General features: G+C 54.3%; 10 protein-coding genes. 9 read left to right on the top strand and 1 reads right to left on the bottom strand.

Going from position 1 to position 13002, the window contains the following annotated elements:
- The first annotated feature begins 123 nt into the window (after positions 1-123).
- The 6 genes from proV to emrB all read left to right on the top strand — a co-directional run bounded on the left by proV (position 124) and on the right by emrB (position 7519).
- Entirely contained in the window at positions 124-1326 is a 1203-nt protein-coding gene (proV, locus tag EH207_RS04155) for a glycine betaine/L-proline ABC transporter ATP-binding protein ProV (RefSeq protein ID WP_137712857.1), read from the top strand.
- On the top strand, positions 1319-2530 hold the full coding sequence (gene proW / locus EH207_RS04150; RefSeq protein ID WP_137712856.1) for a glycine betaine/L-proline ABC transporter permease ProW: 1212 nt from the start codon (positions 1319-1321) through the stop codon (positions 2528-2530). The genes proV and proW overlap by 8 nt, the downstream gene beginning before the upstream one ends.
- A 187-nt stretch (positions 2531-2717) precedes the next feature.
- Positions 2718-3722 (top strand): glycine betaine/L-proline ABC transporter substrate-binding protein ProX, encoded by a 1005-nt coding sequence (gene proX, locus EH207_RS04145; RefSeq protein ID WP_137712855.1) that lies wholly within the window; start codon positions 2718-2720, stop codon positions 3720-3722.
- Between the two features lie 361 nt (positions 3723-4083).
- Positions 4084-4599 (top strand): transcriptional repressor MprA, encoded by a 516-nt coding sequence (mprA, locus tag EH207_RS04140; protein WP_137712854.1) that lies wholly within the window; start codon positions 4084-4086, stop codon positions 4597-4599.
- Between the two features lie 188 nt (positions 4600-4787).
- Positions 4788-5966, top strand: a complete 1179-nt coding sequence (gene emrA, locus EH207_RS04135) for a multidrug efflux MFS transporter periplasmic adaptor subunit EmrA (RefSeq protein WP_137712853.1) — start codon at positions 4788-4790, stop codon at positions 5964-5966.
- A 56-nt stretch (positions 5967-6022) separates the two neighbouring features.
- Positions 6023-7519, top strand: a complete 1497-nt coding sequence (emrB, locus tag EH207_RS04130) for a multidrug efflux MFS transporter permease subunit EmrB (RefSeq protein WP_425456725.1) — start codon at positions 6023-6025, stop codon at positions 7517-7519.
- A 63-nt stretch (positions 7520-7582) separates the two neighbouring features.
- On the opposite strand, the gene EH207_RS04125 is transcribed toward emrB, so the two are convergent.
- Positions 7583-8731 (bottom strand): tRNA/rRNA methyltransferase, encoded by a 1149-nt coding sequence (locus EH207_RS04125; RefSeq protein ID WP_137712851.1) that lies wholly within the window; start codon positions 8729-8731, stop codon positions 7583-7585.
- A 248-nt stretch (positions 8732-8979) separates the two neighbouring features.
- Between EH207_RS04125 and trxC the strand changes: the two genes are divergently transcribed.
- The 3 genes from trxC to EH207_RS04110 all read left to right on the top strand — a co-directional run bounded on the left by trxC (position 8980) and on the right by EH207_RS04110 (position 12945).
- On the top strand, positions 8980-9399 hold the full coding sequence (trxC, locus tag EH207_RS04120) for a thioredoxin TrxC (RefSeq protein ID WP_137712850.1): 420 nt from the start codon (positions 8980-8982) through the stop codon (positions 9397-9399).
- A 147-nt stretch (positions 9400-9546) separates the two neighbouring features.
- Entirely contained in the window at positions 9547-10263 is a 717-nt protein-coding gene (locus EH207_RS04115; RefSeq protein WP_137715258.1) for a tRNA-uridine aminocarboxypropyltransferase, read from the top strand.
- A gap of 33 nt (positions 10264-10296) precedes the next feature.
- Positions 10297-12945 (top strand): bifunctional acetate--CoA ligase family protein/GNAT family N-acetyltransferase, encoded by a 2649-nt coding sequence (locus tag EH207_RS04110; RefSeq protein ID WP_137712849.1) that lies wholly within the window; start codon positions 10297-10299, stop codon positions 12943-12945.
- Positions 12946-13002: the final 57 nt, after the last annotated feature.

The following is a 13002-nucleotide window of genomic DNA, read 5'->3' as shown; positions in this document are numbered from 1 at the left end:
CGCCCCGTCATTCAGACGGCAAGGGGTTGTCTCAGAATCTCAGTATGGTAGGGTATAACGCGTTTAATCATTACCAGGATGATGTTATAGAATTATAAATGACCATAGGAAAACAATAATTTCATGGCAATTAAACTTGAAGTAAAGAATCTCTACAAAGTATTTGGCGAGCACCCTGAGCGCGCCTTCAAACTGATTGGTATGGGCTTGAGCAAGGACCAGGTATTTGAAAAAACCGGCCTCACAATTGGGGTTAAAGATGCCAGTCTGGCCATTGAAGAAGGCGAGATATTTGTCATCATGGGATTATCCGGTTCCGGTAAATCCACCATGGTACGCCTTCTCAATCGTCTGATAGAACCGACCAGAGGTCAGGTTCTGATTGATGGGGAAGATATCGCTCAGATATCCGATGCCGCATTGCGCGACGTACGCCGCAAGAAAATCAGTATGGTATTCCAGTCTTTCGCACTCATGCCGCATCTGAATATTCTCAACAATACGGCGTTCGGCATGGAACTCGCTGGATTACCCAAAGTGGAGCGTGAGCAAAAAGCGCTGAACGCGCTGCAACAGGTCGGGCTTGACACCTATGCCAACTCCTATCCAGATGAACTTTCCGGCGGGATGCGGCAGCGCGTCGGTCTGGCCCGCGCACTGGCGAATGACCCGGATATTCTGCTGATGGATGAAGCTTTTTCCGCACTGGACCCGTTGATCCGTGCAGAAATGCAGGATGAATTGATCAAGCTCCAGTCCCGCAACCAGCGCACTATCGTCTTCATCTCGCACGATCTGGATGAGGCGATGCGCATCGGTGACCGCATCGCCATCATGCACGGCGGCGAAGTCATTCAGGTCGGCACGCCGGATGAGATTCTGAATAACCCGGCCAACGACTACGTTCGCACCTTCTTTCGCGGCGTGGACATCAGCCACGTGTTCAGCGCCAAGGATATCGCCCGCCGTCGTCCGGTGACGCTTATTCGTAAAACGCCGGGAGTCGGACCGCGTTCCGCGCTGAAAATTTTGCAGGACGAAGACCGCGATTACGGCTACGTGCTGGAACGCGGACAGAAATTTATTGGTATCGTGTCGATTGACTCTCTGAAACAGGCGTTGAAAGACCAACAGCCGCTGGAACAGGCGCTGCTTTCAGAACCGGTTCCTGTGCCCGCCGATATGTCGCTCAATGAGCTGATCTCCCAGGTTGCGCAGGCTCCTTGCGCGGTCCCGGTCATCGGTGAAAACAACGAGTACATTGGCATCATTTCCAAAGGAATGCTGCTACAGGCGCTGGATAAGGAAGGAGTGACCAATGAGTAAATCAACATCGAATCCATGGGAAAACACCAACGCCGTACCTGAACAGGGCACCGATCTGGCGGCGAACCAGAAGGACGCCGCGACACAAAGCGATCCCTGGTCGTCCACAACACAAAACGCGCCAACCGATCAGACGCCGCCGGCCGGACAAGAGGCTGCGCCGCAAACCGATCCCGGGTCCGCCGGCACGGACGCATGGGGCGGCGCGCCGAGTCCCGGAGGCGCGGACGCGGCACAGCAAAGCAGTGACTGGCTGAACAGCGCCACACCAACGACGCCTGAACACTTTAATTGGCTCGATCCGTTCAAGGATACCCTGATCCCGCTGGATAGCTGGGTCACACAGGGAATCGACTGGGTCGTTCTGCATTTCAGACCCGTTTTTCAGGGCGTGCGCATCCCCGTCGATTTCATTCTGAGCGGTTTCCAACAATTGCTGCTCGGCATGCCCGCGCCAATCGCCATTCTGGTGTTTTCACTGCTGGCCTGGCAGATGTCGAGTCTGGGCATGGGCGCGGTCACGCTGATTTCCCTGATTCTCATCGGGGCCATCGGCGCGTGGTCGCAGGCGATGATTACGCTGGCACTGGTGCTGACGGCACTGTTCTTTTGCATATTAATAGGCTTGCCAATGGGGATCTGGCTGGCACGCAGCGAGGGCGCCGCCAGAATTATCCGTCCCTTGCTGGATGCGATGCAGACAACGCCGGCGTTTGTTTATCTGGTGCCGATTGTCATGCTGTTCGGCATCGGTAATGTGCCAGGCGTCGTGGTCACCATTATCTTTGCCCTGCCGCCGATTATCCGTCTCACCATTTTGGGCATTCGTCAGGTTCCGGCCGACCTGATCGAAGCGGCGGAATCCTTCGGGGCCAGTCCGCGTCAGATGCTGTTTAAAGTCCAGTTGCCGCTGGCGATGCCGACCATCATGGCGGGCGTGAATCAGACGCTGATGCTGGCGTTGTCGATGGTGGTGATTGCCTCCATGATCGCCGTAGGCGGTTTAGGCCAAATGGTGCTGCGCGGCATCGGTCGCCTGGATATGGGACTGGCCGCCGTCGGTGGCGTCGGTATCGTTATTCTGGCCATCATTCTCGACCGTCTGACCCAATCACTGGGCCGAGACAGACGCAGCAAGGGCAGCAAAAGCTGGTATACCGTCGGTCCTATCGGCCTGATCACCCGCCCTTTCATCAAGCCGTAACGCAGTACGCCGGTTGTCTGTCGGCATCAAGACAACCGGTAACATCCAATACCAGACTCAGCGCCTGTTATATCAGGCATCCATTCTCGCAGGCCGTTTGAACACGAAACGCGCGCAAATGTCCTGGCGAACGCCAGCGCGCCTGCGAATTGAGAGATAAAACACAACATAGAAAGAGGGAACCATTATGCATAAAACCAGAATCTGGGCAGCAGCCCTGAGCACCGCGCTATTGAGCGCATCGATTTACGCCGCCGACGGCGAACTGCCCGGCAAAGGCGTCCAGGTCATCCCGGTGCAAAGCACCATTTCCGAGGAAACATTCCAGACACTGCTGGTTAACCGGGCGCTGGAAAAGCTGGGCTATGAGGTACAACCGATTCGTGAAGTGGACTACAATGTCGCCTACACGTCGATTGCCTCCGGTGACGCCACCTTTATCGCCGTAAACTGGGACCCGCTTCAGTCTGACATGTATGCTTCCGCTGGCGGCGACGCCAAATTCTATCGTCAGGGTGTATATGTTTCCGGCGCCGCACAGGGTTACCTGATCGATAAAAAAACCGCCGAGCAGTATAAGATCACCAATATTGAGCAGTTAAAAGATCCGAAAATCGCTAAACTGTTTGATACCAACGGTGATGGTAAAGCTGACTTGACGGGTTGTAATCCGGGTTGGGGCTGCGAAGCCGCGATCAATAACCACATCAGCGCCTACGGCCTGACCAAAACCGTCGAACATAATCAGGGAAATTACGCCGCCCTGATAGCCGATACCATTACCCGCTATAAAGAAGGCAAGCCGATTCTTTACTACGCCTGGACACCGTACTGGGTCAGCGATGTGTTGGTTCCGGGACGTGATGTGGCATGGCTACAGGTGCCTTTCTCTTCTCAACCGGGAAAAATGAAAGGAATCAGTACCAAACTGCCTAACGGCGCGGACTATGGCTTCCCGGTCAACAACATGAAAATTGCGGCCAATAAAGCCTGGGCGGAGAAGAATCCGGCAGCAGCGAAACTGTTTTCCATCATGAAATTACCGCTGAGCGACATCAATGCGCAGAACCTGCGTATGCACCAAGGCGAGAATTCGCAGCGGGATATCGAACGTCATGCGGATGGTTGGATCAAAGCTCACCAGCAACAGTTTGACGGTTGGGTAAAAACCGCCGCTGAAGCAGCAAAGTAAGCGATTTACCCTTTAATCTTATAGGCGGCTTAGCCCGCCTAATGCCGACGGTTTAACGTTTCATCTCTCCGGGGAAGCCATTCTCCAGCCTAATGGCAGGGACGCCATTAGGCTTAAAAGCCGCAGAACCGTCTTAATCTGCTTTGTCTGACGCCTTATTGCCACGGCATTGTTTTAAATTATTTTGATATAGAGTTAAAACCCACCTAACCCACCGATCTCCATCACAAAAAATTGGATCAGCGCATTTCCAGAGATGTTTTTTCTTACTTTCTGACACAGAATTAAGTCCGCTTTCTCATTTACCCACGTAATAACATTAGTTACTATACAGACCGTGATTAATGAGGTTCACATAAAAATGGATAGTTCATTCACCCCCATCGAAAAAATGCTAAGCCTGCGAGCTTCACGTAAACCCGATTTTCCCTATCAGGAAGTGCTCTTGCTGCGTTTATGTATGCACATGCAGAGTAAAATTCTGGATCACAGAAATAGGATGCTGAAAGAACAAGGGATTAATGAAACCCTGTTCATGGCGCTCATTACGTTGGAAGCGCAGGAGTCCTACAGTATCCAGCCGTCTGAACTGAGTGCCGCGCTGGGTTCATCGCGCACCAACGCCACGCGTATTGCTGACGATTTGGAGAAAAGAGGCTGGATAGAAAGGCGTGAAAGCAATAGCGACCGCCGCTGCCTGCACTTACACATGACGGAAGCTGGCAAAGCGTTCCTTGACCAGTTGCTTCCGCCGCAACATACAAGCCTCCATTTTCTCTGGTCGACGCTCACCGCTGACGAACGAAAACAGCTGGAAACGCTGATGCGAAAACTGCTGACCCGGCTGGATGAAATGGACGAAATAAGAGACATTTAACAGGTTAATTTTTAAAACAAAAAATATCGTCTCCCTCCTCAAATCTCATCTTTCCCAATGATTATTTCATCAGGAGGACGGGGTTTTTGCTGAAAAAACCGATTGTCGTTTCCCTGCTCCCTATTTACGCCAGGTGAACGTAACGACCGAGATATCCAGGTAAAAAAGCGAACAAAGAGAGCGCCCCCATGAGTGAAAACGTGGAAAATCAGGCCCCGCAACAAACTATGCAGAAAAACAAGAAAAGACAGCGTAAACGAGTACTGACGCTGATGACCCTTATTTTTATTGTGCTTGGCGCTATCTGGGTCATTTACTGGTTCCTGATTCTCAGACCCCACCAAAGGACGGACGATGCCTATATTGCCGGCAATCAGATTCAGGTGATGGCGCAGGTGACGGGCAGCGTCACCCGCGTCAATGTCGATAATACCGATTTTGTCAAACAGGGCGACGTGCTGGTCGAACTGGATCCGACGGATGCGCAGCAAGCCTTTGAACGTGCGAAAACCGCCCTCGCCAGCAGCGTGCGTCAAACGCATCAGTTAATCATTAACAGCAAACAATATCAGGCCAATATCGAACTGCGCCAGACGGAATTAAACAAAGCGCAAAGTGACTTGAACCGCCGGGAGGCCCTGGGCAGCGCCAACGCTATTGGCCGTGAGGAAGTCCAGCACGCCCGTGACGCCGTCGCCAGCGCCAAAGCCTCGCTGGAAGTGGCCAAACAGCAATATCTGGCTAATCAGGCCGTGGTGATGAATACGCCACTGGAGCAGCAGCCAGCGGTGCAACAGGCCGCCGCGGAAATGCGCGACGCCTGGCTGTCCTTGCAGCGCACCAAAATCGTCAGCCCGGTTAGTGGCTACGTTTCACGCCGCAGCGTTCAGGTGGGAGCCCGCATTTCCACCACGTCCGCGCTAATGGCCATTGTTCCTGCCGACCACCTGTGGGTCGACGCCAACTTTAAGGAAACGCAACTGGCCAATATGCGTATCGGCCAACCTGCTACCGTAATCGCCGATATCTACGGCGATGATGTGGTTTATCAGGGCAAGGTGATTGGCCTTGATATGGGAACCGGCAGCGCGTTCTCGCTGCTGCCTGCACAAAATGCCACGGGCAACTGGATCAAGGTTGTCCAGCGTCTGCCCGTACGTATCGAGTTGGAGCCGCAGCAAATTGCCGAGCATCCGTTGCGCATCGGTCTGTCCGCGTGGGTTAATGTCGATACCACCGACACCGGCGGTAGAGCGCTGTCCGAAACGCCACGCGGCACGCCAGCCTATACCAGTGATGCCCTGTCGCTCGATCTCACGCCAGTCAACCAAATGATTAGCAGCATCATTCAGGCTAACGCGGGTTAATCTGTCAGGAGAGAAACGTGCCGAGAGAACCGCTTAAAGGGGCCAGTCTAGCCTGGATGACCGTAGCCTTATCACTGGCGACGTTCATGCAGGTGTTGGACTCCACCATCGCCAACGTCGCCATTCCCACTATCGCCGGTAATCTGGGGGCGTCGAACTCACAAGGCACTTGGGTGATCACCTCGTTCGGCGTCGCCAACGCGATCTCCATCCCGATTACGGGTTGGCTGGCCAAACGTTTTGGTGAGGTTCGCCTGTTTCTGTGGTCTACCACCCTGTTTGCGCTGACCTCATGGCTGTGCGGCGTTTCCAGCAGCCTGGAGATGTTGATTTTTGCCCGCGTCCTACAGGGTATCGCGGCCGGGCCGCTCATCCCGTTATCACAAAGCCTGTTGCTCAACAACTACCCGCCGGCCAAACGCAGCGTCGCGCTGGCGCTCTGGTCGATGACCGTGGTGGTGGCGCCGATCTGCGGTCCGATTCTCGGCGGCTGGATCAGCGACAACTACCATTGGGGCTGGATCTTCTTCATCAACGTTCCACTCGGCGCCGTCGTTGTCTTTATTACCTTGCAAACTTTACGCGGGCGCGAAACCAAAACAGAAATCAAGCCCATTGATACCATTGGGTTGGCGCTGCTGATTATCGGTATCGGCAGCCTCCAGATGATGCTTGACAGGGGAAAAGAGCTGGACTGGTTTAACTCCAGCGAGATCGTCATCCTGACCGTGGTGGCCGTTATCTCGCTGGCTTTTCTGATCGTTTGGGAACTGACAGACGATCACCCGGTCGTGGATTTATCGCTGTTCAAATCCCGTAATTTCACTATCGGATGTTTGTGTATCAGTCTGGCCTACATGTTCTATTTCGGCGCCATTGTTTTGCTGCCGCAATTGTTGCAGGAGGTTTATGGCTACACCGCTACCTGGGCTGGGCTGGCATCGGCCCCGGTGGGGTTGATGCCCGTGGTGCTGTCACCGGTCATCGGCCGTTTTACGCCGCGTCTGGACATGCGCAAGCTGGTTACCTTCAGCTTTATTATGTATGCCGTCTGTTTTTACTGGCGCGCCTACACCTTCGAGCCGGGCATGGATTTTGGGGCATCCGCATGGCCGCAATTCGCGCAGGGATTCGCCGTGGCTTGCTTTTTTATGCCGCTGACCACCATCATGCTATCGGGATTGCCGCCTGAGCGTCTGGCGGCGGCATCTAGCCTGTCGAACTTTACCCGAACGCTGGCAGGGTCGATCGGGACGTCCATCACCACAACCTTGTGGGCGCAGCGCGAATCCTTGCACCATGCGCATCTTACGGAATCAGTGACGCCTTATCATCCGATAGCGCAGGAAACCTATCAACGGTTGCAGGCAATGGGGATGAGTCAATCCCAGGCTTCCGCTTATATTGCGCAAGAGGTTACCGCACAGGGGCTGATTATTTCCGCCAACGAAATATTCTGGGCCGCCGCGGGAGTATTTTTAGTGTTGTTGATTCTGGTGTGGTTCACCCGCCCACCTTTTACCGCCGCCGGCACGGGCGGTGGCGCGCACTGAGTCAACGGATTTGCAACCGTCTGAGGCACCCCAGGGATGCCTCTTCGGTTCAATCTTGCTTCATCAGGCCCGATTCTGGCGCCACCACTCAGAGAGCAGAACGCCGGTTGCCACAGAAATATTCAGACTTTCGACCTTGCCGGTGCCGTCGATGGAAACCTTGACGTCACCCTGTTGCCAGGCGCCGTCAGACAAGCCATCGCTCTCCTGACCCAACACGATCACCGTTCTGGCCGGGAAGGTGGTTTTCGACAGCGGCGTACCTTTATGGCTGGACGTGGTCACAATGGTATAACCCGCATGACGGAACGCATTCAATACCGACAAAAAATCATCCGCATTAATGGCTTTGACATGTTCAGCGCCACCTTCAGCGGTGCGAACCGCCGCACCCGATTCCAACTGAGCCGCATCCTGAATCAGCACGCCTTTCACACCGAAGTGCGCACAGCTACGCATGATTCCGCCGAGGTTATGCGGATTGCCCACCTCTTCCAGCGCCAGCACGCAATCCCGCTCGCCAGCCGCTTGCAAGTACTCATGCACATCCATACCCTGACGCTTCTTAATCAGGAAACAGACGCCGCCGTGGTGCTCCGTGCCAGACGCCTTGATAAGCTCCTCATCCTCGACGACGTGATAGGCTTTCCGGTTCGCCGCCATCCAGCGCAGAGCCTCGCGGAAACGTGGCGTGACCTCCTGTAGGAACCATGCGCGAACAATCGCCTCTGGACGGCTTTTGAACAGCGCATGACAGGCGTTCTCGCCGTAAACACGCGTTTCTTCCTGACGCTGACGGCGAATTTGCGCAGGATCTATCAGGCTTTTGCCACTGATGCCGCCGTGATCCGATTCGGACTCTTCGCCTGGCGCACGAGAAACGGTTTTCCAAGGAGAATCATTAAACGCGCCGCCTTCGTTGTGCGGACGGCGCGACCGTTCGCTACGTTCTTTGCCCCACGGGCTCTTTTCACGCGATTCTCCCTCACGTGAAGGGTTTTCACGCGCATAGCGAGGATTTGTATCGCGAGGATGCCGGGGTTTTTCACGTTTATCCCGTGAATCGCTTCCTTCGCGCCGGCCGCCGCGATTCTCACTGCGACGCTCCTTACCTTCAGGACGCGTGTTTTTATTCTCTTTCTCGCCCTCATCATCGCTACGGACGTACATCACGCGGACTTTGCCGCTCTTGCTATTGAATGAATCGCTCATCGTTCTCTCCACCTACCTACGCGCCGGGCGCGAAGATTACCTTATGTACATCCGCTTAGCCACCGACTTGTCGTAAAAGCCGACAACTATTGTAGCCATTGAGCAAACCACGTTGTTGACCACTGCCTTGCCCGCCATACTTAACTCACTACTAATAAGCAACATATTGTTAATCTTTTACTGCTTATCCGTAACATCGTTCATTAACGAGACACTTATTTTAGCCCTTTTTCCTTTGAGGCCCCATTATGAATACGGTATGTGGATCTTGCCACACAACAAATCGTCTGCCTAAAGAACGTATCGAGGACCACTCTACATGTGGAAGTTGTGGCGAATCCCTGTTCACAGGCGAAGTCGTGAACGCAACAGATGCGACGCTGGATAAATTGCTTCAGGACGATTTACCGGTTGTTGTCGACTTCTGGGCCCCCTGGTGCGGACCTTGCGTCAACTTTGCCCCCGTGTTTGAAAGTGTCGCACAAGAACGCGGTGATAAAATACGCTTTATTAAAGTCAATACTGAATCAGAACCGCAGCTTAGCGCTCGTTTCCGAATTCGCACCATTCCGACCCTGATGCTGTTCAAACAGGGAAAACTGGTGGATATGCTCAATGGCGCACTGCCTAAAACCCCCTTTGAAGCCTGGCTGGATGAATCGCTGTAAAAATAGTCAGAATCCGGGGCATTGTGGCCCCGGCCCCTTTTGGTGGGATGCAGAGTCGATTAGAATGACAGCTTTCTGAATCTGTTTTGCCGACGATGGTCAAAAATGTGGCCGCTTTCCGGCAACATGCAAAGCGTCCAATACTTGATGACCAATAACGCCGTTCTGCGACTACGCCAGCGACGCCTTGAGCAGTCAACCAAACCTTTTCGCGCCCGCGGCTGCCGCGTGGTACGTTGTCAACACTGTCTGCTGCCGCTCACAACCTGTCTGTGCCATACCATTCAGCCGCATGATGCGCGCAGTCGTTTCTGTCTGGTGATGTTTGATACCGAGCCGCTGAAGCCAAGCAACACCGGGCGGTTGATTGCGGATATCTTACCGGACACGCTGGCCTTCCTCTGGTCACGAACTTCACCGGACCCGCAATTGTTGGCCGCCTTAGGCCACCCGGACTATCAGCCTTATCTGGTGTTTCTGGCCGATGGAATGGAAAGCGGACGTCAGGTGCATCACCAATTACCCTCGCAGGGGAAGCCCCCGTTATTCATTTTGCTGGACGGCACCTGGCCGGAAGCACGCAAGATGTTCCGCAAAAGCCCTTATCTGGATGCATTGCCTATTTTGTCGCTGAATGTGGATGCCCTATCCCGCTATCAGCTACGAGAAGCCAGCGCCGCCGGACAACACTGCACGGCGGAAATTGCGATCGCGCTGCTCACGCAGGCCGGGGACGGTATCGCGGCAAACGAACTATCCGCACACTTTGACCGTTTCAGAAAACGCTATCTGGCCGGGAAGCCGCATCACGCCTTGCGGGAAACCTCTCCCGTCGTCACAGCATCATCGGCAGATACCGCTTAATATCTAATAGTCTTATCCTAACAGGAGCGGCTTATGAGTCAGCGCGGATTGGAAGCACTATTACGTCCCAGGTCGATTGCGGTTTTAGGCGCCTCGGAAAAGGCGGGACGGGCGGGTTTTCTGATGATGAGAAACTTGCTGGATGGCAACTTTAGCGGCCCGGTGCTTCCTGTCACGCCGAAATATCGCGCCGTCTGCGGTGTTCTGGCTTACCCGAACGTTGCCAGCCTGCCCATAAAGCCCGATTTAGCCGTGCTCTGCACCAACGCCTGTCGTAACCTGCCGCTGCTGGAGGAATTGGGACAGCGCGGCTGTAAAACCGTCATTATTCTCTCCGCGCCGCCATCGCAGTTCAGCGAGTTACAAGCCTGCGCGTTTCGCCACCAGATGCGCTTATTGGGCCCCAACAGCCTTGGCCTGCTTGCACCCTGGCAGGGGTTTAACGCCAGCTTCTCTCCTGTTCCCATCATGAAAGGCAAACTCGCCTTTATTTCCCAATCCGCCGCCGTCTCCAACACTATTCTGGATTGGGCTCAGCAACGCGGTATCGGATTTTCCTACTTCATCGCCCTGGGCGACAGTTTGGATATTGATGTTGATGACGTGCTGGATTTTCTGGCGCGTGATGGCAAAACCAGTGCGATTTTATTGCATCTGGAACATATCAGCGATGCACGTCGTTTTCTGTCGGCCGCGCGCAGCGCCTCAAGAAACAAACCGATTCTGGTGATAAAAAGCGGGCGCAGTCGGCAAGCGCAACAGTTGCTGAACGACCGGCGTCATGGATTGGACGCCGCCTACGATGCAGCCATTCAGCGGGCGGGTCTACTGCGGGTAAGGGATACGCACGAGCTATTTTCAGCCGTTGAAACTTTGAGCCACCTTCGCCCATTACGTGGCGAACGTCTGTTCATCGTCAGTAACGGCGCCTCCCCCGCTGCGCAGGCTCTGGACCAGTTGCTCAGCCGACAAGGAAAGCTTGCGACCCTCAGCGAATCGACTCAACATCTGCTGCGGGAAACGTTGCCCGCCGATGTCACCATCGGCAATCCGCTCGACCTGCGCGATGACGCCAGCGCGACCCGCTATCTGGATGCCATATCGATACTTCTGGATAGCCATGACCTCGACGCCCTGCTGATTATTCATGCCCCCAGCGCCGCAGCGCCCGTAACCGAAAGCGCCGAACAGTTGATCAAACTGTTTCAACGGCATCCGCGCGGCAAACGAATCACGCTGCTGACCAACTGGTGCGGCGAATTCTCTTCGCAGAAGTCCCGGCGTTTATTCAACGAAGCGGGCATTCCCACCTACCGCACGCCGGAAGGCGCGGTCACCGCTTTTATGCATATTGTCGAGTACCGCCGCAACCAAAAACAGCTGATGGAAACGCCAGCTCTGCCGCAAAATCTAACCATTAATACCCGTCAGGCACATGAATTGATTCATCAGACGCTGTCAGACGGCGTCACTCAGATGGACACGCATGAAGTTCAGCCCATCCTGCAAGCCTATGGCTTACATACCCTGCCGACCTGGATTGCCGGCGACAGTGCAGAAGCAGTGCATATCGCCGAACAAATCGGCTATCCGGTCGCCATCAAGCTACGCTCGCCTGATATCCCCCATAAATCTGAAGTTCAAGGGGTGATGTTGTACCTGCAAACCGCCAGAGAGGTTCAGCAGGCAGCGGATGCCATTCTCGGCCGCGTCAAGCGCACCTATCCTCAGGCAAGGGTTCACGGCTTGCTGGTTCAAGGGATGGCAAACCGTGCAGGCGCTCAGGAACTTCGTATTGCCGTCGAACAGGACCCGGTATTCGGGCCGCTGATTATGCTGGGGGAAGGCGGCGTCGAATGGCGTGAGAAACAGGCTGCCGTTGCCTTGCCGCCACTGAATATGACGCTGGCGCGTTATCTGGTGCTGCATGCCGTCAAGGGCGGCAAAATTCGCGACAGCAGCGCGCTACGGCCTTTGGATATTCCAGCCCTCAGCCGTCTGTTGGTACAGGTTTCCAACCTGATTCTTGATTGTCCGGAAATCTTCCGGTTGGATATCCATCCGCTACTTGCTTCAGGCGATGAATTCACGTTACTGGATGTCTCTCTTCATCTGCGGCCTTTTAGCGGAGATCCGCAATCGCGGCTGGCGATTCGTCCCTACCCGCAAGAACTGGAAGAGACGGTAATGCTCAAAAATAGTACCGCCTGTCTGTTCCGGCCTATCCTCCCGGAAGACGAGCACCTGCTGAGCATATTCATTGCCAAAGTGACGAAAGAAGACCTTTATTACCGTTATTTCAGCGAAATTAATGAATTTAACCACGAAGACTTAGCCAATATGACCCAGATTGACTACGATCGTGAGATGGCGTTTGTTGCCGTACGCCAGACACAAGAAGGAACAGAGATTATCGGTGTTACGCGCGCAATTTCAGACCCTGACAATATCAATGCAGAATTCGCCGTTTTGGTACGTTCGGATTTAAAAGGGCTGGGTTTGGGCAGGCGATTACTGGAGAAGCTCATCCATTATGCACGGGCGCATGGGCTGGGACGGTTGAACGGCATCACTATGCCGCATAATCAAGGCATGATAACGCTGGCTAAGAAACTGGGCTTTCATATCGATGTCCAACTGGAAGAGGGCATTGTGACGCTGGAATTGCCGTTGAAAGATTAATCACGCTTCGTGATGCCGCTCCCGCGTCAGACAATGATCTGGCACTCGATGGTAAAA

The sequence above is a fragment of the Brenneria rubrifaciens genome (genome assembly GCF_005484945.1).
GTDB lineage: Bacteria > Pseudomonadota > Gammaproteobacteria > Enterobacterales > Enterobacteriaceae > Brenneria > Brenneria rubrifaciens.
Note: the sequence above shows the minus strand (reverse complement) of the source record. Positions and strands in the feature narration are given on the sequence as shown.

Excerpts from the sequence above, each read along its gene's own strand:
- EH207_RS04110 (WP_137712849.1), top strand. The coding sequence starts at position 10,297 with ATGAGTCAGCGCGGATTGGAAGCACTATTACGTCCCAGGTCGATTGCG.
- emrB (WP_425456725.1), top strand. The coding sequence starts at position 6,023 with ATGACCGTAGCCTTATCACTGGCGACGTTCATGCAGGTGTTGGACTCC.
- trxC (WP_137712850.1), top strand. The coding sequence starts at position 8,980 with ATGAATACGGTATGTGGATCTTGCCACACAACAAATCGTCTGCCTAAA.
- proV (WP_137712857.1), top strand. The coding sequence starts at position 124 with ATGGCAATTAAACTTGAAGTAAAGAATCTCTACAAAGTATTTGGCGAG.
- EH207_RS04115 (WP_137715258.1), top strand. The coding sequence starts at position 9,547 with ATGACCAATAACGCCGTTCTGCGACTACGCCAGCGACGCCTTGAGCAG.
- proX (WP_137712855.1), top strand. The coding sequence starts at position 2,718 with ATGCATAAAACCAGAATCTGGGCAGCAGCCCTGAGCACCGCGCTATTG.
- proW (WP_137712856.1), top strand. The coding sequence starts at position 1,319 with ATGAGTAAATCAACATCGAATCCATGGGAAAACACCAACGCCGTACCT.
- mprA (WP_137712854.1), top strand. The coding sequence starts at position 4,084 with ATGGATAGTTCATTCACCCCCATCGAAAAAATGCTAAGCCTGCGAGCT.
- EH207_RS04125 (WP_137712851.1), bottom strand. The coding sequence starts at position 8,731 with ATGAGCGATTCATTCAATAGCAAGAGCGGCAAAGTCCGCGTGATGTAC.
- emrA (WP_137712853.1), top strand. The coding sequence starts at position 4,788 with ATGAGTGAAAACGTGGAAAATCAGGCCCCGCAACAAACTATGCAGAAA.